Source organism: Flavobacterium sp. (genome assembly GCF_024305175.1).
Lineage (GTDB): Bacteria > Bacteroidota > Bacteroidia > Flavobacteriales > Flavobacteriaceae > Flavobacterium.
Genome location: NZ_JAMWYY010000055.1, coordinates 1 through 20,224, shown reverse-complemented (window position 1 = coordinate 20,224; position 20,224 = coordinate 1). Strand labels below are relative to the sequence as shown.

Here is a 20,224-nt window from a genome sequence, read left to right as displayed (position 1 = left end):
GCACAATAATATAGTTCCGGTTTTTTAGCCAAGGCAGCCTGATTGTTCGGGCTGCTTTTTTATGGCTGCCTGTACTGGTTAGCCCGCTTGTTTTCGGCTGCCATAGATACAGTTTCCTCAATTCTTTTTTGGCGGGTTTCAGGTTTTTTGGCATTTAATATCCATTCAAGAATTCCGCGCTTCACAGATTTCGGAAAGCTTTCCCAGTTTTTTAATGCCGCTTTATTCTTATCCAGTAATACCTGCATATCGGTTGGCACAACAAGGTTCTCAACATCATCAAGGGCGTTCCAGGTTCCGTTTTCTTTGGCAATCTCAACCATTTTTAAACCTGCTTCCGCCATGCGTCCTTCAGCAGAGAGCTTTTCTATTTTTTCCTTATTAATCCTGCTCCAGTTGCTTTTGGGATTTCGTTTAGCAAAAGACTGATAGTAACTGTCATCATCTTTTTTATTGGCTTTGCTGTCTATCCAGCCAAAACACAATGCTTCATCTACAGCCTCAGGGTAATAAATGCTGGGTGTGCCGCTTTCTTTTTTATAGATATTAAGCCATACTGATTTTTCTTTTTCATGATTTGTCTGTAGCCATTTGCGCCATGCTTCACGGGTAGGGGCATAAAAGACTTTTACACCATCTTTCAGTTGTTCACCATCGCGGCGGCCTTCATTTTTATCAACAGCTTTTTTAGTTGCCATAGCCTCATAGTTTGTTATTTACCAGTACTAAATATAAAAATTATTTTGGTAGCGAATTATGATGCATAATGGAGGCTTACTCTTGTACCAACACCCTCCCGGCTGGTAATTTCTATTTCTATCTGTAATATTTCACATAGCCTTTTTACGATAGAAAGCCCAATCCCTGTACCTTTAACCTCTTTATTTGCCTCTGATTTAGAGCGGTAGAAAGGGTTGAATATTTTCTCAAAATCTTTTTCAGGTATCCCTGTACCGTTGTCTTCTATAATAATTTCTGTTGTACCCGCCAATTGCGCTGCGGTAATTTTTATGGTTGTATTATCTTGCGAATACTTAATAGCATTTCCTATCAGGTTATCTAATATAGTAGAAAACAGGTATTCATCGGTTTCAATGTAAATATCGTCATGAATTGCATATGCTACTAAAAGCGCTTTTTGTTTTATATCAGCCGAATGCCTCGCTGCGGTATCATATATAAGCGGATTAATGTTTACCGGTACTTTTTTTACGAGCTGTTTCTGGCTCTCAAACCTTGCCAGCAACAGGAGCTGGTCTACAATGGCGTTAATGCGGTTTACTTCTGTAATACAAAAGCCTATTTTTTCTTCATATTCTTCACGGCTCCTTGGTTTGCGAATCAACACCTCAAGTGTACCTTTAACTACCGCGAGAGGCGTACGCAGTTCGTGAGAGGCATCAGATGTAAACTGCTTTTCACGCACAACAGCTTTTTCAATCCTGTCCAGCAATGCATTTATAGTTTCAGACAGGGTATAAAGCTCATCTTTATTATCAGGCAGTATAATGCGGCTGCCTAAGTTTTCACGCGATATTTTGCCCGCTGTGTCAATAATATCTTTTACAGGGCGCAGGCTTCGGCCTGCCAGCAATCGTGCTACAGAGAAAAGCACCAGCAAAATAACCGGATATGTAAATAAGAGAATGTTTCTCAGGTTCTTTAATAACTGTACAGCATCTTCCATAGGTGTGGCAACAATTATATAACCAACTTTTTTATTATTATATAATACAGGCATTTGGTACTGCCTTATTGCCGCTCCGTTTAGGCTGCTGTTAAAATAAAGTTCACTTTTATCGTTTTGTTCCTCAAACTTAAGGCTTGCTTTTTTAAGGTTTGGCGATGTTACAAATGAGTGGCCTGCCATATCGGCAAACTGAATGAATATTGGGTTTATATCGAGTGTGTTATGTTCTTTTTCCTGCCACTCTTCCTCGGCAATGGTAAATCCGTTGGTATTTATTGTAATTTCCAGCAGCAGGTTATCAGCCTCTGTCTCAAGATCATTATCAAGATCATTATAAACACCTGTTCTTACCGTTATATATATTACAACAAAAACAATAAACACCAGTAATGCAGTACTGATGCTGAAGTATAGTGCAATGCGGTTTTTAAAGGAGACACGGTTCATGTTAATTTTCTATTATATACCCCACACCCCGAATTGTTTTTATAAGCTCGTCATCTTTTGTTAAGCCCAGCTTTTTACGGATTGTATTCATAAACACATCTATAACGCTGGTATCATAATCAAAGTGTATGTCCCATACATCATTAATAATATCTTTCCGGGTACATACCCTGCCACGGTTTTTAACAAGATAGTGCAGCAGCTCAAACTCACGTTGGGTAAGATATATTTCGCTTCCGTCTCTAATAACCTTATGGGCAACCGGGTTTACTATAAGATGCCCCAGTTTTAACTCTTCTGTAGCCGTTGCATTGCGCAACTGGACTTTTATACGCTCCAGTAACTCATCAAAGCTGAAAGGTTTTTTGATATAATCGTTCGCACCTGCACGCAGCCCCTCTATAGTTTCCTGAACGGTATCTTTAGCAGTTAAAAACAGTATCGGCATGCCGGCACCACTTTGCCTTATTTGCCTGCAAATATCAATGCCGCTTATTCCGGGCAGCATCCAGTCAAGCAAAATAAGGTCAGGTTTTTCCTGTGTTGCCATGAGCAGTCCGTTGTGGCCATCATCGGCAGTTACAACAGTATAACCTTCTTCCTGCAATCCCTGCTGCAGGAAGTTGGTAATACCGTATTCATCCTCTATAATCAGGATTTTCATATGCTATCTGCAAAAGGCTGTAACACCTTATTTAAATTTAATATTGATGCTGATAATGTCAGAATCTAAATTAGTGCTTCTTGTATAATGGCCATACCTAATTTCTAACATAGTAAGGCGTTCTACACCAAACAACCCGTTAACAGGCGCTATATGGAAGCCTAACCCCACAAAGCTACTGTTAAAGCTCGAAAGGTCATAATTACTGGTATAAAATTCATTTAATGCATTATGCATTTGATAACCGTCAAAATATTTTGTGGCGGTTTGGGTATAATACCTGTAAAAAGGGCTTACAGAAAAGAAAGGAGAAATCTTAACGGGCACTTCAATATTTGCAGTGTGCGATGTAATACCCCAGTCATCTGTATAAAAACGGTAATAACCCCTTATAATAACATTATCTCCTAAAAAATAACTGCCGCGCACAGCAAGCGGAATTTTCAGCCTGCTCTCCGGCAGCTTTTCCTGATGCACGCTTCCATCTGAAAAATAAACCCTGTGGAACGGCAGTGCCAGATATCCCTGTTGCGCAACTACATCTGCCTGGAACAATACTTGAAAGTTAGTATTTATAACCTGTGAGTAGCTCACAGAGCCTAAAAAAGTATTGCGCGAACTGTTACCTGAACTTTTAGTATTTGGGTCGTTTCGAAGCTCTATAGGCGCTATCATTTTTACCTGGTCAAGATATGCCTGAAATTTTGCTGTAAACTCGCCGTTCCGGTCTTTAGTTTTTTGAGCATAACTGATAGTACCCCCGAAAGACTGGTAATCGTATTCGGTAGAGGAGGAGATGCCTATACCAAAAGCATTCCCTTTTTCTTCATTCTCTCTTATATAATTGAGAGATGGATAAACCCTTATATCTGCCGAAGATGCTGATGAATTCGCCTGCAGGTCGATACGGTCTGATGATGCGGAAGAATAATGATCTACTCCAATTTCAGCATTAAAACTGTGCTTAATGCCGTTCTCTCCATATTTTACAAGGTTTATATCTATAGCGTTAGATATATCTGTAAGCTCTTCAGAGCCCCGTCCGCCTGTTACAGCGGCATTGTTACCATTCTGGCCATAATAGCTGGAAACAAGGTTTATCTCTTCTATCTTCAGTTTTTTAGATTTATAGCCCGTACTATCGGCTGTTTTTTCTGATTGAGAGTAGGCCCTTAAGAAACCTAATAAGGCCAGCCCCGTTATAAAAATGCGTTTCATTTCTTTTAAAGAGTATTACAATTAATTACAGCCGCAGCCACCACCGCTTTTTCCTGCATTTGCACCCGATGAGCCTTCACGGTATGACTGAAAGCTCAGTTCAGTTTTCTCTATCTTGCGGTTAGATAAAGCCATCTCCGCATCATTAATTTTGTTTTTCTGGTATTCCTTAACTTCAGAGCAAGAGGATGCCATGCCGCATACCGCAGCCAGTATTAATAATTGTTTCATATTGCAGTTATTTTAGGTTAATTTCGTTTGAAGTGTAAATTTTATTGTTATCATCAATAATAATGCAGTGCAGTGCGGGTATCTGGTTTACAAGATATAAGCCTGCGTTTATACCCATTACCGCAATAGGCGTAGCCATAGCATCGGCAAACTCTGCATTATCGCTTATTACCGAGACACTTTTTATTCCTGTTACCGGCAGGCCTGTTTTTGGGTCTATAGTATGCGAATACTTTTTACCGCCTATAACTACATATTTTTCATAATTACCCGATGTGGCAACTGCCTTACCTGATATGTTGAGGTAGGAAAAAACCTCTTCCGGCCTGTCAGGATTGGATATGCCAATGCGCCACGGATTTCCTGATGGTTGTAACCCCCACGCGGTAAGGTCTCCGCTCGCATTTATAATGCCGCTTTCTACATTGTTTTTAACCAAGAGCCTCTTTGCCATTTCTGCCCCATAGCCTTTGCCAATACCGCCAAACCCTATGCGCATACCTTTTTCTTTAAGAAACACACTGCAATCTTCAGGATTGAGTATTACGTTTTTGTAGTTAATCAGGTGTACGGCTTTAAGCGCATCTTCTTTAGAGGGCAGTCGCGACATGTTACGGTCAAAGTTCCAAAGGCTCTTGTCTATGCCGCCGTAGGTAATATCAAATGCTCCCTGTGTAATTTTAGATATGGCAATACTTCGCTCAATAAGTTCGTATACTTCGCCGTCAACTTTAACCGGCTTAATGCCCGCATTCTGGTTTATCAGGTTTGTCTGGCTGGTATCTTTATAAGTTGTGAGCAGTGCTTCTATCCTCCTTATTTCATTAATGGCTGTATTTATGTGTTCTTTACCTTCAGTTTCAGATGCTGCCACAACTGTAATGGTAAAGTTATTGCCCATTAACTTTAAAGACTGCGAATAGTCTTGCATAACAACTATCTTTTATAAGATTCGCAAACAGATTTTACTTCGGCAACCCAGCTTTCAACACTTTTTTCAGGCTTACCTTTCCAGGATTTTAAAACTTTACCGTCAGCATCAAGCAGCAATGTGTACGGAAAGTTTCCTTCTTTATTATATCTCTCGGCCAACGCCTCATTTTGCTTTGTTTGCGCCTCTGAAAGCTGATTTTTTTTTCTGCGCGGAAAATCAGCGTTTACCAGCACAAGGTTATCATTTGCCATGCTTATAAAAACATCGTTGCCAAAGTATTCCTTTTTTGTTTGTATGCACTGCGCACACCAGTCAGACCCCGAAAAATTGAGCAATATAATACGGTGTTTTTCTTTAGCGGTTTTTTTGGCAGCTTCAAAATCTGTACCCCACTGTAAAGGCAAAAGCGCAACAAAAAGAATGATTAGTGCTTTCATGTTGTTTATGATTTTACTTATATCAAATTAACGCACTATGACAATCAGTGTTGTAAATTCTTACTTAAGATTTGCTAAAGAAGCAAACGGCACAGCTTACGTTAGTGAATGAAAAGCTCTTTTATAATAATATAAACCCCCATAAGAAGTACAAAATAGCCAAAGCCTGTTTTAAGTTTGGCACCTTCAATTTTTTTTGAAGCAGTTATACCAATAAATATTCCGGCTATAGCTACTGCCGTGAAAGGAATAAGAAATTGCCAGTCGATACTTTTACCAATAGCTTCACCTGCAAACCCTGCCAATGACTGTATGGCAATAATGAATAAGGATGTGCCTACGGCTTTTTTCATGGGCATGCCCGCCAAAAATACTAAAGCGGGTATAATTAGAAAACCGCCTCCTGCGCCCACAGCACCTGCAAGCAACCCCGTACTGATGCCGCTGATTATTAATTTACTTCTGGAAAATATGGCATTATCTGTATATGCGGGAACAGAACGTATCATTTTTAAAGCCGCTGCAAGCATAATAACTGCAAAAACCAGCATCAGTAATAACGCTTTTGTAATTGTAAATCCGGCTATAGTTGCTATTACATCGGGTAAGGCGGGTATTGCAAATGCCCGAATCAGGTAGGCTGTAATTAGAGAAGGCAGCCCGAATAGCATTACAATTGTAAAATCTACATTTTTATGAAAGGCATTGCGTATGCCGCCTACCAATGCTGTGCCGCCCACTACAAATAAAGAATAGCCTGTTGCGGTAACGGCATCAAAACCCAGTATATATACCAGTATGGGTACGGTAAGTATAGAGCCGCCACTGCCCACCAACCCTAAAGATATGCCAACCAAAAGCGCAAGTATATAGCCTGATACGTGTAAAAAATCCATGTAGTTTATCTTAGTTTCATATCGGCTAAATTACTATTGCCTTGAGTTGTGAGAAGTAACAAAAGTTACAGTAGCACTATTGTTTAAGCAGTTCTATATTATTGCGGTTTAATTTAATAAGCTTTTCATTTTCAAGCGCTTTAAGCAGTCTCGAAATTACAACGCGGGATGTATTAAGTTCATAAGCTATTTCCTGGTGGGTATTTACAATTACAGCAGACTTATTGACTTTTGCCTTTTCTTTCAGGAAGTTCAGCAGCCTTTCGTCCATCTTCATAAAGGCGAGGTTGTCTATTGCAGAGAGCATTTCGCTAAGCCTTTTGTTGTAGCTTGTAAAAACAAAATTACGCCAGCTTTTATACCTCCCAAGCCATTCTTCCATTTTGCCTATGGGTATCATTGCCAAAGAGCCTTGTGTTTCGGCTATGGCACGTATTTCACTTTTGGTTTGGCCCATGCAGCAGGCCAGTGTCATGGCACAGGTATCGCCTTTTTCAAGAAAGTACAACAGGAGTTCGCCTTCCGCTTTATCTTCACGAAGTATTTTTATGGCTCCGGTTATCAGTAAAGGCATCTGCCGTATGTATTGCCCTATTTCTATAAGGCGGTCACCTTCCTCAAAATCGGTTATGTTTGCCACAGCCGAAATTTCGTCTATCAGTGCAGGTTCAAAAATTTCGCTGTAGGCATCTGTAAGTAGTTCTTTCATAAAAGTCTGTAGCTGCGGGTAAATATACAAATTAATGGGGCAGTTTATTTTTTAGCATTCCGTAGGCCCATGTGCCGGCTACAGCTCCTGCAATAACAATTATAACAGGCATAAAACCCGCACCCAGCAGTGTGAACATTGGCCCGGGGCAGGCTCCTGCAAGCGCCCAGCCTAACCCGAATAGTATACCCCCTAACATATAGCGGTAAAATCCTTTTTCTTTCGGGATAAATTCTATCCTGCTACCGCCAATGTGCATTAGCTGTCTGTTTTTTATTACCCGTACCAAGATTATTCCCAATACTAATGCAGAACCAATAATGCCAAACATATGGAACGACCTGAATTGGAACATCTCATAAATACGGAACCAAGAAGCGGCTTCCGATTTAAACATAACGATACCAAAAAAGGTACCTATAAGCAGGAAAAGTAAGTTTCTCATTTTGTTTTAATTAAAGATTATTGGGAACAGCAGGTGTACCATAAGTAACCCGCCAATAAAAAATCCGGCAACCGCTATGAGAGAAGGCAGTTGCAGGTTGCTGAGTCCTGATATGGCATGGCCTGAAGTACAGCCGCCTGCATAGCGGGCTCCAAACCCTATAAAAAAACCACCGGTAAGTAATAGTATAATTGTTTTTACAGAAGTAAAAGCGGTATTGCCGAATAATTCGACAGGAAGGTAGCTGCTCCCTGCGCTGGTAAAGCCTCTTTGCTTTAGCGCTGCAACAACTTCCGGATTAATTTGCGGTACAGGATTATCTGACAGAAAATGCATAGCAATAAACCCTCCTGCTATTGCCCCGGCAATAACCCATAAATTCCAACGCTGCCCGCGCCAGTCAAAACAAAAAAAGTCACAATGCTTTCCCGCCCCAAAAGCCGAACAAAGCGTACGCAGGTTAGAAGACATACCAAAGTTTTTACCTGCAAATAGCAGAGCAGCCATTACAGCAGCTATTAAAGGCCCGGACACATACCATGGCCAGGGTTCATAAATCCATTTCATTTGTATAGGTTTTAGATGCAAAATAAAGCTACACAAGTTTTACAGTCAGTATCTTTTGTTACAAACCTCGGGTAATCCTATGCTGTTAATTATCATATAATTATGATAAAATGAAGAGTGATTTCACATATTAGCGGCTAACTTGAATATCAAATCAAATAAACTATTTACTATGTCAGAAAACAAGAATTATGCTCTTATAACCGGGGCAACGGAAGGAATAGGTTATGAACTTACAAAACTTTTTGCAGCAGATGGTTACAACCTTATAATTGTTGCAAGACATGCAGATGAGCTTGAATCTAAAGCTGCTGAATTCAGGCAGCAGGGTGTTGAGGTGGTTACTATTGCAAAAGATTTATTCAAAAGGGAAGAAGCCTTTGCTTTGTGCAAAGAGGTACAGGCAAAGAATGTAAAGGTTGATATACTTGTCAACAACGCAGGGCAGGGGGTTTATGGCTTGTTTAAAGGCACTGATATTGAGCGCGAACTTGATATCGTAGATTTAAATATAGCCTCCACAATTATCCTGACGAAGCATTTTGTAAAACAGATGCTTGTGCGCAATGAAGGTAAAATTTTAAATCTTGCCTCAATAGCAAGCAAGGTGCCGGGGCCATGGCAATCGGTTTATCATGGCACAAAAGCATTTGTATATTCTTTCTCCGAAGGGATACGACATGAGTTAAAAGATACTGGTATTACAGTTACTGCGCTTTTGCCGGGAGCAACAGATACTGATTTCTTCAATAAGGCTGATATGGAAGAGAGTGCTATTGTACAGGATAAATCATCGTTATCTGATCCTGCCGATGTGGCTAAAGACGGCTATGAAGCGCTGATGTCAGGTAAAGATAAAGTTATTTCCGGCTTTAAGAATAAAGCAATGATTGGTGTAGGTAATGTAATACCTGATACTGCGGTTGCAGCCATGATGGACAAACAGCAAAAACCTGCCGAAGATAAATCGTAGTTAGTAACCGTGTTTGAGAAGCAGTATGATTTAGGATAATAAACAATATAAAAACTTACCGCTTACAGGTGGTAAGTTTTTTATTTACCTGACGGGTAAAGTTACAGTAAACTCACTGCCTTCACCCAATTCACTTTGTACATCAATTCTACCCCCCATAGCTTCTATAAATTCCTTACTTATGGCAAGCCCAAGGCCGGTTCCTTCTTTCTCTGTACCCGGCACCCTGAAGTATTTATCAAAAATGCGCGGCAGGTATTTCGGGTCTATACCTATGCCGTTATCTTTCACAGAAATTTTAATCATATTCTCTCTTATATCTACAGCAATCTTTATAACCGTGTTATCATACGAATAGCGTATGGCGTTAGAAATAAGATTTGAGATTACCCATGTAGCCTTTTCCCTGTCTGCCGAAACAGCAGGGAGGTTTTCCCGGCTTTCAAAATTTACGGCTATTGCTTTCTGCTCTGCCAGTTTTCTGTTATTTTCAACTGCATCATGTATAACACTGTTCATGTCAACAGCTTCTGCCTTAACCTTTGTTATACCCGTTTCTACCTGAGATATATTAAGTAGTTCTCCGGTAGTCCGTAAAAGCCTGTCAGTATCCTCTTTTATGCTTTCTACAAGGTTTTTCTGTTCTTCGTTCAGGCTTCCTGTCTGTTCGTTGCCAAGCAGTTGCAGGCTCATTTTCATTGATGCTATCGGTGTTTTAAATTCATGGGATACCGTAGCGATAAAATTGGTTTTAGCGGCGTCAAGTTCTTTATAAGCGGTAATGTTTCTTAATATTATAAAAGAGCCAATCTGCTTCTTTATTTCTTCACCGGTAGGTACAATACTTATGGGTACGAGCTGCTTTTCAAAATAACTTTCTTTGTTATCGGCATAAATTTTTAAGGCAGGATCTTTTGCATGAAGCACCATTTTTTGGAGGAGCGAGCGCATCAGGTCGTTGGTTACGGCAACCTGTTCTGCCTGTTTGCCAATAACATCCTCTTTTTTCAGCCCTGATACCCTTAGCGCCTGTTCATTAATAAAAAGTATTTTGTGATGTTCGTCTAAGCCGATAACAGGGTCGGACAGGTTATTGATAAGCGTTTCTACCCGCTTTTTCTCCATCATAAGCCTGTCAAGGTTACTATTACTGTATTCCTGGAGCTTCTCGGCCATAGTATTAAATGATCTTGCAAGTGATGCAAACTCATCATGTCCTTTAAAATATAGGTGCTGCGAGTAATTTTTAGCTGCAATCTGCTTAATGCTTTCAGTAAGGTTTTTTATGGGGTTTGCTATATAGCCCGGCAGGTTAATCAATAATGTGAAACCCATTATAAAGCAAAACGCACTTGTAACCGATATCCATAATATAGAATTATCGGCAGTATTGCCTGCGGTATTGCTCTTGCGGAGTATGGCATCCATGTTCAGTTTCATGATGTCATTTAGATCTTTCCTTATATTAGATATAAGCTGTGAATTTCCGGGCTCTTGTTTAAGCTTGTTAAAATGGTTGGCAAGGTCTTGTGTCAGTTCTTCTTCGCCAATTTCAGTAATATTGGTCCTTTGCTTTTCCAGCAGCTTTTCAAATTCGGCTATATCCTGAGTATTCATAACAGCACCATCAAGCAGCTTGTGCATGTTGCGCGTATAATCGAGCGATATATAATTGGCTTCGAGTATGTTTTTGGTATCGTCAGAAAGCAGGTGCACCTGTCGTATTGCCAATGCAGAAAGCAATGCAATAAAAAAGAAGAGTATGCCTACCGCAATGGTTAATTTGGTTTTGATCTTCATATAATTATGAAAGTATAATAAGGTCAATATTGCTCGAAGTTAGCTTATTTAACAACGACTTAAATATGTTGGTTGACAAAATTACTTTAAACAGCGTGATATGGGGCTTGCCTATGCATATAGTGGTTATTTTCCGTGCCTCTGCCTGCTCTGTAATTGCAGTGGCAATATTATTACTTTTAATGCGGATTATCTCTGCACCCAGTTCAGTAGCCATCCTGAAGTTATTTATCAGGTGGCGTTGCTTATCAAGCGCAATTTTATCTCCGCTTTCTTTAGGAGTTTCCACATACAACAAGTACCATTTGCTGTGGTAGTAGTTAGCCAGCCTTGCTGTTTTGCGAATTACTGTTTTTGCCGTTTGGTGATTGCTGCTTATGCATGCCATAAAACGCTCCTGCCGGAGATTGCTGCCGGTAACTTCGGTTTCTACCTTGCGCTCTACCTGGCTTGCTACTTCTTTAAGAGCAAGTTCCCTTAATTGTAAAATATGCTCCGCTTTAAAAAAATTACCCAATGCCGACTGGATTTTATCAGTAGTATATATTTTTCCTTCCTTAAGACGGGTAATCAGTTCATCGGCCGTTAAATCAATATTAACCACCTCATCGGCAGCTTTAAGCACACTGTCAGGAATACGCTCTTTAACCTCAATGCCCGTAATTTCTTTTATATCATCATTAAGGCTTTCTATATGCTGAATGTTTACCGCGCTTATCACATTTATACCTGCATCCAGTATATCCATTACATCCTGCCAGCGCTTATCGTTTTTGCTTCCTTCAATGTTGGTATGTGCCAGCTCATCTACAATAACCACCTCCGGGCGCAGGTTAATTATGGCCTGTACATCCATCTCCTCAAGCTGTTTTCCTTTATAAAATAAAAAGCGTTTGGGTATTACAGGCAACCCCTCCAGAAGCTCATGTGTTTCTTTTCGGTTGTGGGTTTCTATAAAGCCTATTTTAACATCTATACCATTGCGGAGCAGTGTATGGGCTTCCTGCAACATACGAAATGTTTTGCCTACACCGGCACTCATGCCGATGTAGACTTTAAACTTGCCTTTCCTTGATTTTTGGATCAGGTCAAGAAAACGTTTTGCATTTATATCTTTTTCAGTCATTAAAACGAAATTGCAAGTGCGGTGGTAACAAATGTATTGGTTGCGGTAGCATTTTCACCATCAATAAAAATGTCGTCTTTGCTGTTTAAGCTCCTTGCCTCAACACGCCAAACCACATTACTGTAAATATTATAGTCGAAGTTGGCAGAATAGCCAAAGGTCTTAAATCCGTTCTCAGTACCCGTAGCTACAATAACACCGTTTTCATCGCTGTAATACTCCCCACGGATGCCAATAGCCATTTTATCAGACAGTCGGTATTGTGCTATAAGTACGGGAGAATACCATGCATTGTAGCTTTCGCTTCCTTTCGCTTTCTGTTCTGCGCCAATATCAAAGCCTGCTATCAGCCCGAATTTATCGGTTAGCTGAAACTGGCCGTAAAAATTATGAAAATATCGCATGCGCTTATCTGCTTCCGGCTTATCGTTACCTACAAACGAACTAGTGTTAAGCGTAACTTTAGCGTTTGGCCTGTAAGTTAGCTGGTGCCCGAAAGCTATCGTTTTATTACCTTCAGACCTTTGTATGCGCTGCCACCCGTTTAGTATGAGCCCGCTTACAAACCATTCGCCGGAAGGTGATGTATAAGATAGTTTAGTCCCTGCCTCATAATAAGGTGAATTATCAGCAAGTATGCTACGGGTTAATGTCCAGCAGTCTTTACCAATAGCGCTTTCAAAACCGATATGAGATGCAAAGATGCCCGCATCTACCCACAGGTTAGCATCTTTGGCAAGCTTAACACCGGCATTGGCTTCAAATACATTTTTAAGCACACCTTCTTCGGCAGCAAGATTAGCATTGGCATAAGTACCTGCCATTAGTGCCAGGTTGCTCCTTACTATACCATTATCATAAGCCGCTTTTATAAAACCCAGGTTAAGGGCAACTTCATTATGGCGGTTGTGCGAGTAAAAGAATGACGGGCGCGTATTACTTTCAGGTTCATTTAAATCATAAGCATAGTAGGTTTCTATATACCCGCTTATTTTAAGGTCAGGGTTTATTTGTAACGGAAGCATTTTAAGAGAATCTTCCTGCGCAAAAGCCCCGAAACTTACTACTAATAGTAAAGCTGTTATTTTTAGTTTTGTGTTCATTATAGTTTATTTAATGCTAAGTTAAGTTTTAATACATTTACTTTCTCTGTTCCTAAAAGCCCCAAAAGCGGCTTTTCGGTGTTAGCGGCTATAAGTGCCGAAACCTTATCTTCTGGCAGGTTACGTGCTTTTGCAACACGCTTAACCTGCACCAGTGCCGAAGCCACGCTGATGTGAGGGTCAAGCCCGCTACCAGAAGCGGTAACCAGTTCGGCAGGAACATCTTTGCGCGACACGCCCGGGTTTCTTAGCAGGAAGGTATCAATACGCGCTTCTACTTCTGCAAGGTAATCAGGGTTAGAAGTACATTTATTACTGCCCCCGGAGCTAGCACCATTATAGTCTACTGCTGAAGGACGGGGCCAGAAATACTTATCTTCAGTAAAAGCCTGTGCCACATTTACATGATAGGTTTTTCCGTTTTCGGTTATTGTTTCGCCTTTGCCGCTGTTGGGTGCAAGCTGTGCAATACCGAGGACACTGAGTGTATAAAATCCGCAGAAGAAAACTGCGCAGAATAATGTGAGCCTTATGGCAGGGATGATATTTGTTTTCATCTGAATAGAATTTTTAAATGAATAATGCTACGAGCAGGTCTATCAGTTTTATACCAATAAAAGGTACTATGATACCGCCTATACCATATATGAACAGGTTACGCCTTAGCAATGCCGAAGCACCTATAGGTTTGTAAGCTACACCCTTTAAAGCCAAAGGAATGAGCAATGGTATAATAATGGCATTAAAGATAACCGCTGAAAGGATAGCCGTTTCCGGGCTGTGCAGGTTCATAATATTTAGCCCCTGTAACGCAGGTATGGCAGTAATAAATAATGCAGGAATAATGGCAAAATACTTGGCTACATCATTAGCAATACTAAAGGTGGTTAGCGTTCCCCTTGTCATTAAAAGCTGCTTGCCAATTTCTACAATTTCAATAAGCTTGGTAGGGTCGTTATCAAGGTCAACCATGTTGCCTGCCTCTTTTGCTGCCTGCGTACCGCTGTTCATAGCTACTCCTACATCTGCCTGGGCAAGAGCAGGGGCATCGTTAGTACCGTCGCCCATCATGGCAACCAGCTTGCCCTGTTGCTGCTCGTTTTTAATATAGTTCATTTTATCTTCGGGCCTGGCCTCGGCAATAAAATCATCTACACCTGCTTTTTCGGCTATATATTTTGCGGTTAGTGGGTTATCACCTGTAACCATTACGGTTTAACGCCCATTTTTCTTAAGCGTTCAAAGCGTTCTTTTATCCCGGTTTTAATGATGTCCTGAAGCTCTATAACGCCTAATACTTTTTCGTTTTCGCAAACTACAAGCGGTGTACCGCCATTCGCCGATATTTTGTGTACAATTTCTGTGATATGCTCCGGGAATAAATTGCCTGCTTTCTCTACAAGGTTTTTAATGGCATCATAAGCGCCTTTCCTTATGCGGGTACTGCCAAAATCAATACCCGAACTTCTGGTTTCAGCCGTAAATTTTATAAACCTTGGGTTATGAATCTTAACTGAGTGAGGATCTGTTCCTGATAACTCAATGATTGATTTTCCTTCGGGTGTTTCATCTGCCAGGGAGCTTAAAACAGCCGCTTTTACAAAATGTTTTTTGTCAACCCCGTTTGCAGTATGAAAGTGGGTAGCTTTTCTGTTACCAATGGTAATGGTACCTGTTTTATCCAAAAGCAGTACATCAATATCGCCTGCGGTCTCAACTGCTTTCCCGGATTTTGTTATTACATTGGCACGCAAAGCCCTGTCCATACCCGCAATACCTATCGCAGAAAGTAATCCCCCAATTGTGGTAGGGATAAGGCATATAAACAATGATATAAATGAAGCTATGGTAATGGTTATATTGGCATAATCTGCAAAGGGTTTAAGCGTTACACACACAATAATGAATACCAGTGTAAATCCTGCTAAGAGAATGGTAAGTGCAATTTCGTTGGGTGTTTTTTGTCGCGATGCACCTTCAACCAACGCAATCATTTTATCGAGGAAACTTTCGCCTGGTTGTGTGGTAACTTGCACTACTATTCTATCCGATAGCACTTTTGTACCTCCTGTAACCGAGCTTTTATCGCCACCCGCTTCGCGTATTACCGGAGCGCTTTCGCCGGTAATGGCGCTTTCATCTATAGTGGCAAGCCCTTCGGTAATTTCACCGTCGGCGGGTATAATATCGCCTGCCTCGCATACAAATAAATCTCCCTTACGTAATGTAGAAGAGGGTACTACAGTATATTCAGTGCTACTGGCTTCTATCTTTTTTGCAGGTGTTTCTTCCCTTGTTTTCCTCAGGCTGTCTGCTTGAGATTTTCCCCTTGCTTCGGCTATTGCCTCGGCAAAGTTGGCAAATAACAAGGTTAAGAATAGTATGATGAACACTGTAAAGTTATAGGCAAAGCCTCCCTGAGACTGCTCTCCGGTTAAAATCCAAAGGCATACACACAACATTACCGCCGTGCCTATTTCTACCGTAAACATAACCGGGTTTTTAATGAGTGTGGCAGGGTTTAGCTTTATAAATGATTGCTTTAAGGCTTGCTTTACCAAATCGCCCTGAAACAATGATGTGTTTTGAGATTTCATTTCTAAGATAAATTAGTTTAACATTGAGAAATACTCTGCAACCGGCCCAAGGGTTAGTGCAGGGAAAAATGACAGGGCAGCCACTATAAATATGATAGTAAACACCATGAACCCAAAAGTTGCGTTATCTGTTTTTAGCGTTCCTGAACTTTCCGGCACATACTTTTTAGCTGCAAGTATCCCGGCTATGGCAACCGGCCCTATGATAGGCAGGTAGCGGGCTAAAAGCATTACAACACCGCACGCGTAGTTCCAGAATGGTGTGTTGTCGCCCAGGCCTTCAAACCCGCTGCCGTTATTGGCAGATGATGAGGTAAATTCATACAGCATTTCGCTAAAGCCGTGGTACCCCGGGTTAGCAAGCCATGCGGCATATTCTTCGGGATTGTTGGCATACAGATAACTGGCAATGGCAGTACCAGTCAAAATAAGCAGCGGGTGCAGGAGCGCTACCATCATAGCAATTTTCATTTCGCGTGCCTCAATCTTTTTGCCTAAAAATTCAGGAGTACGTCCCACCATAAGCCCGCTTATAAATACTGCCAGTATTATGAAAATGTAAAAGTTTAAAAAACCGACACCTACACCGCCATAAAAGCAGTTAACCATCATACCGAGCAATGTAGTCGCTCCCGTTACGGGCGTCATGCTATCGTGCATTGCATTAACCGAACCATTACTGGTACAGGTAGTATAAGTAGCCCAGTTAGCCGATGCTGCTGCGCCAAAGCGTACTTCTTTACCCTCCATACTGCCCATTTGCTGTGCAATACCCATATTATCTATTGCAGGGTTGCCATTCATTTCACTTATTACAGAAGGAGTAAGCAACAACAGGAACCCTAATGTCATTACGCCATAAATTGTCCAGGCCATTTTTCTGCGTTTAAGTACGTATCCCAAAGCAAAAACCAACGCTATCGGAATCAGGAAAATACTTGCCGTTTCTACTATATTGGTTAGGTAATTGGGGTTTTCCATCGGGTTGGATGAGTTTGGCCCGTAAAAGCCACCACCGTTTGTACCCAGTTGCTTAATTGCCACGAAAGCTGCCACAGGTCCGCGGCTTATACTTTGCTCTTTACCCTCTATTGTGGTTATTGTATCTTTACCTTCAAACGTCATAGGTGTGCCGTTAAATGAAAGTATTGTTGCTACAACAAATGCAAGAGGCAGCAATATCCTTGTGACTGAACGCACAAAGTAGCTGTAAAAGTTGCCAAGGGTATCAGCAGTTTTCTCTTTCATAGCTTTGTAAACCACCGCACAAATAGCTATACCTGTTGCCGCGCTTATAAATTGCCACAGCATCAGTGTAAGTTGCCCTAAGTAGGAAAGTGCAGTTTCACCTGAATAATGCTGCAGGTTAGTATTAGTAACAAAACTTACCGAGGTATTAAAGGCAAGATCTAAACTCATAGAAGGGTTCAGGTCGGGGTTTAAAGGTAGCCATGCCATATTGGTAAGCACGAGCATCGACAGGATGAACCACACAAGGTTAATGGTAAGCAGCGCGCCAAGGTGCTGTTTCCATGTCATCTCTTTATCAGGATTAATACCCCCGATTGTAAAGAAAAGCCGGTCTATAGGGTTGAATATTTTATCGAGCCATGTATTTTCATAATTAAAGACTTTACCAATATACCTGCCCAGCGGGATAGCCAGTAAAAGTACCAGCCCATAAGTGACTATTATGCCTAAAATTTCGCTGTTCATAGTTTAAAATTTTTCAGGTTTAATGAGTACATAGGCGATGTAGCCAAATACTGCGAGAGAGAGGATAAAAAGTGCTGTCATGATTATAATTCTATTAGGGTTTTTATAAATGCTTCTTTAAGGGACTGTGGCATCAGGTTTAGGTAATCCTTAAGCCGAAGCGCAGGAGAGTTCTCAATAAAATTGCAGATGAATTCATTTTCGATACAATGCCTTGTATAAGCATGTTCTTCCTGATAAAGCATGTTTATTACTTTGAATGCTTCGGTAACTTTATCAGTGTTGGCTGCATTATCAAGCAATGACAGGCAATAGTCAGATACTGCATGCAGTATCTGGTAATCATTGGCGCCATTGGTATCTGAATTTTGTAACGCTTCAGGCAGCCATTCGGTAATTGTTTTTTTAATCTTGGTTTCCATTACAGGATTTTTAAATTTCAATCATGTAATCCCAAAACATGTACCCAAAAAAGTAAACCTACATAACCTTTTTATTTACTGGTGTTTAGGTTTATTTGGTGCTGATAGAAATAAAAATACCCTATCATTTTGATAGGGTAGGGGCTTTTAAAAAGATAGTATTTTAACCGATATTGTATTCTTCTATCTTACGATATAATGTGGTAAGAGCAATATTGAGCAGCCTTGCAGTTTCTGTTTTATTGCCATTAGTATAATTTAATACTTTCCGGATGTGCAGCTTTTCTGCGGCAGCAAGTGAAAAGGCAGATAATGTTTTAGATGCTCCTGTTTCTGTTTTAGGAGAAAGCTGCTGCATTTCATACGGCAGGCTATCAGGTGTTAGCTGTGAACTATTTTCGAGTATTACACTTCGTTCCAGTACATTTTTAAGCTCGCGTATGTTGCCCGGCCAGTTATGCAGTTTTAGCAGTTGCATGAACTCTTTAGATATTCCTGTTATTTTTTTATTGGTTTTAAGGCTGAAGGTTTTAAGGAAGCTATATGCTAACAACTCAATATCAGAGATGCGCTCCCGCAAAGGTGGCAGGTTAATAGCAAATATCGAGAGCCTGTAGTACAGGTCTTCCCTAAAATGGCCTGTCTCAATTTCCTTTAACAGGTTACGGTTTGTGGCAGCAATGATACGTACATCTACTTTGGTAACTTTGCTTTCGCCAACTTTTATAAATTCACCGTTTTATATAACCCTAAGCAGCTTTGCCTGCAGGTCTATTGGCATTTCACCAATTTCATCAAGAAAGATCGTGCCTTTATCAGCTTCTTCAAAAAGTCCCTTTTTGTCTTTTAATGCTCCTGTAAAGGCTCCGGCTTTGTGCCCGAACATTTCACTTTCTAACAGGTCATGGCTAAAGGCCGAACAGTTTATGGCTACAAAGCTTTTATCTTTCCTGTTACTTGACTGGTGTATGGCATTGGCAAATACTTCTTTACCCGTGCCGGTTTCACCTGTAAGCAGCACAGTAGTATCTACAGAAGCTACCTTCTTTGCAAGATTTACAGCCTCCTGCATTTTTTTAGATTCACCAATAACAGCACTGAAAGAATATTTAGCATCTACGCGGCTTTCAAGATTTAAAATCCGCTTAGTTAGCCTGCCTTTTTCTATCGCTTTATGGATTAAAGGAATGATCTTGTTATTATCATCACCTTTTACAAGATAATCAAAAGCGCCGTTTTTAATAGCCTGAACACCATCAGGTATGTTGCCATAGGCTGTAAGGAGTATAATTTCTGTTGCGGGGTGTTTTTCCTTTAAAACTACTGTCAGTTCAACACCGTTTCCATCGGGTAACTTAACATCGCACAGTATAATATCGAAGTCCTGTTGTTCCGCTTTCTTTAACCCCGAATTACAGTTATCAGCCTGCACCACTTCAAAACCTTCAAGGCTTATAATACGCGCCATCAGGTTTCTAAGCTTTTCTTCGTCGTCTATAATAAGGATTTTGTTCACGGGGTTGCTTCTGCTTAAATTTTATTTTATTACTTATGCAAATGTAGGATACAGAAATTGGCAATCAGTTATCGTGTTGTATTTCAAAATGATACGGTATAATAAGGGTACAATAATTATAGAAATATCGATAAACGTCACAAACAAATCATTTGTTTGGATATCAGAGATTAATGGGAACTTTGAAGCTTATTATTTCTACAAATATATGAATTCTTGAATCTTTTTAAGTTCAATTAGTAGTTAACTGCACAGTAATAATATTATAATTCGTGTTCTTAAATATTGATATAAGATTAGCAGGCAGTTATTTCTTTTGCAACATATAAGTTTGCCCCCAATTACCTAATGATTGGAGAACGGGCTGTAAAGTCATACCAAACTCTGTAATAGTATATTCAACTTTTGGAGGCACCTCAGCATAAACCTTTCTATTAATGATACCATCTTCCTCTAATTCCCTGAGTTGAGCTGTTAACATAGACTGAGTAATACCGGTCACTGAACGTTTTAATTCCCCAAATCTTGCAGGTGATGTCTGATAAACTGCGTTAATTAATATTGGTTTCCATTTACCTCCTATAACCTTCATGGCAGCAGTTACCGGACAATTTTCTTCATCAAAAATAAATTTTTTTTCTTTCATAAAACATTCATTATCAATATTAGTAGTTTTTAATATACTATGTATTAAAAATAAAACTACTTGTGTTTTAAAATATAAGTATTAAAA

20 protein-coding genes and 2 pseudogenes are annotated in these 20,224 nt (G+C 40.3%); 1 reads left to right on the top strand and 21 read right to left on the bottom strand.

What is annotated here, in order from left to right:
- Positions 1–59: 59 nt before the first annotated feature.
- From Q0K96_RS12085 to Q0K96_RS12035, 11 genes are all read right to left on the bottom strand, one after another.
- Entirely contained in the window at positions 60–698 is a 639-nt protein-coding gene (locus Q0K96_RS12085; RefSeq protein ID WP_297334247.1) for a YdeI/OmpD-associated family protein, read from the bottom strand.
- A 56-nt stretch (positions 699–754) separates the two neighbouring features.
- Positions 755–2,137, bottom strand: a complete 1,383-nt coding sequence (locus tag Q0K96_RS12080; protein ID WP_297334246.1) for a HAMP domain-containing sensor histidine kinase — start codon at positions 2,135–2,137, stop codon at positions 755–757.
- A gap of 1 nt (position 2,138) precedes the next feature.
- Positions 2,139–2,801 carry a response regulator transcription factor gene (locus Q0K96_RS12075; protein ID WP_297334245.1) on the bottom strand — a complete coding sequence of 221 codons (663 nt, stop codon included), beginning with the start codon at positions 2,799–2,801 and terminating at the stop codon, positions 2,139–2,141.
- 27 nt (positions 2,802–2,828) lie between these two features.
- On the bottom strand, positions 2,829–4,019 hold the full coding sequence (locus Q0K96_RS12070) for a DUF3570 domain-containing protein (protein ID WP_297334244.1): 1,191 nt from the start codon (positions 4,017–4,019) through the stop codon (positions 2,829–2,831).
- 21 nt (positions 4,020–4,040) lie between these two features.
- Positions 4,041–4,250 carry a DUF4266 domain-containing protein gene (locus tag Q0K96_RS12065; RefSeq protein ID WP_297334243.1) on the bottom strand — a complete coding sequence of 70 codons (210 nt, stop codon included), beginning with the start codon at positions 4,248–4,250 and terminating at the stop codon, positions 4,041–4,043.
- 7 nt (positions 4,251–4,257) lie between these two features.
- Positions 4,258–5,181 (bottom strand): FAD:protein FMN transferase, encoded by a 924-nt coding sequence (locus Q0K96_RS12060; RefSeq protein WP_297334242.1) that lies wholly within the window; start codon positions 5,179–5,181, stop codon positions 4,258–4,260.
- 5 nt (positions 5,182–5,186) lie between these two features.
- Positions 5,187–5,621: a thioredoxin family protein gene (locus Q0K96_RS12055; RefSeq protein ID WP_297334241.1), complete on the bottom strand. Its 435-nt coding sequence runs from the start codon at positions 5,619–5,621 to the stop codon at positions 5,187–5,189.
- A 101-nt stretch (positions 5,622–5,722) separates the two neighbouring features.
- Positions 5,723–6,517, bottom strand: coding sequence for a sulfite exporter TauE/SafE family protein (locus Q0K96_RS12050; protein ID WP_297334240.1), 795 nt, complete (start codon positions 6,515–6,517; stop codon positions 5,723–5,725).
- 76 nt (positions 6,518–6,593) lie between these two features.
- Complete coding sequence (locus tag Q0K96_RS12045; protein ID WP_297334239.1) at positions 6,594–7,226, bottom strand: Crp/Fnr family transcriptional regulator; 633 nt, start codon at positions 7,224–7,226, stop codon at positions 6,594–6,596.
- A 31-nt stretch (positions 7,227–7,257) separates the two neighbouring features.
- Complete coding sequence (locus Q0K96_RS12040) at positions 7,258–7,671, bottom strand: DUF6691 family protein (RefSeq protein WP_297334238.1); 414 nt, start codon at positions 7,669–7,671, stop codon at positions 7,258–7,260.
- 6 nt (positions 7,672–7,677) lie between these two features.
- Entirely contained in the window at positions 7,678–8,238 is a 561-nt protein-coding gene (locus tag Q0K96_RS12035; protein ID WP_297334237.1) for a YeeE/YedE thiosulfate transporter family protein, read from the bottom strand.
- A 172-nt stretch (positions 8,239–8,410) separates the two neighbouring features.
- Here Q0K96_RS12035 and Q0K96_RS12030 point away from each other — a divergent pair, with 172 nt between their 5' ends.
- Positions 8,411–9,211 carry an SDR family oxidoreductase gene (locus Q0K96_RS12030; RefSeq protein ID WP_297334236.1) on the top strand — a complete coding sequence of 267 codons (801 nt, stop codon included), beginning with the start codon at positions 8,411–8,413 and terminating at the stop codon, positions 9,209–9,211.
- Between the two features lie 84 nt (positions 9,212–9,295).
- Here the strand turns inward: Q0K96_RS12030 and Q0K96_RS12025 are convergent, their stop codons facing one another.
- The 10 genes and pseudogenes from Q0K96_RS12025 to Q0K96_RS11980 form a co-directional block, all read right to left on the bottom strand.
- The gene (locus Q0K96_RS12025) at positions 9,296–11,011 is read right to left on the bottom strand and encodes an ATP-binding protein (protein ID WP_297334235.1); all 1,716 of its coding nucleotides are present in this window, start codon (positions 11,009–11,011) and stop codon (positions 9,296–9,298) included.
- Positions 11,012–11,015: 4 nt separating this feature from the next.
- Positions 11,016–12,137, bottom strand: a complete 1,122-nt coding sequence (locus Q0K96_RS12020) for a sensor protein KdpD (protein WP_297334234.1) — start codon at positions 12,135–12,137, stop codon at positions 11,016–11,018.
- On the bottom strand, positions 12,137–13,240 hold the full coding sequence (locus Q0K96_RS12015) for a porin (protein WP_297334233.1): 1,104 nt from the start codon (positions 13,238–13,240) through the stop codon (positions 12,137–12,139). Before Q0K96_RS12015 ends, Q0K96_RS12020 begins: the two co-directional genes overlap by 1 nt.
- Positions 13,240–13,797: a K(+)-transporting ATPase subunit C gene (locus Q0K96_RS12010; RefSeq protein WP_297334232.1), complete on the bottom strand. Its 558-nt coding sequence runs from the start codon at positions 13,795–13,797 to the stop codon at positions 13,240–13,242. Before Q0K96_RS12010 ends, Q0K96_RS12015 begins: the two co-directional genes overlap by 1 nt.
- Before the next feature lie 13 nt (positions 13,798–13,810).
- A pseudogene (gene kdpB, locus Q0K96_RS12005) lies at positions 13,811–15,837 on the bottom strand (potassium-transporting ATPase subunit KdpB).
- Positions 15,838–15,849: 12 nt separating this feature from the next.
- Positions 15,850–17,553: a potassium-transporting ATPase subunit KdpA gene (gene kdpA / locus Q0K96_RS12000; RefSeq protein WP_297334231.1), complete on the bottom strand. Its 1,704-nt coding sequence runs from the start codon at positions 17,551–17,553 to the stop codon at positions 15,850–15,852.
- Between the two features lie 3 nt (positions 17,554–17,556).
- A complete protein-coding gene (locus tag Q0K96_RS11995) occupies positions 17,557–17,634 on the bottom strand; it encodes a potassium-transporting ATPase subunit F (protein ID WP_223052314.1) in 78 nt (25 codons plus the stop codon).
- 2 nt (positions 17,635–17,636) lie between these two features.
- A complete protein-coding gene (locus Q0K96_RS11990; protein WP_297334230.1) occupies positions 17,637–17,975 on the bottom strand; it encodes a hypothetical protein in 339 nt (112 codons plus the stop codon).
- Positions 17,976–18,138: 163 nt separating this feature from the next.
- Positions 18,139–19,491 (bottom strand): annotated as a pseudogene (locus Q0K96_RS11985) (sigma-54 dependent transcriptional regulator).
- 307 nt (positions 19,492–19,798) lie between these two features.
- A complete protein-coding gene (locus Q0K96_RS11980; protein ID WP_297334229.1) occupies positions 19,799–20,137 on the bottom strand; it encodes a helix-turn-helix domain-containing protein in 339 nt (112 codons plus the stop codon).
- Positions 20,138–20,224: the final 87 nt, after the last annotated feature.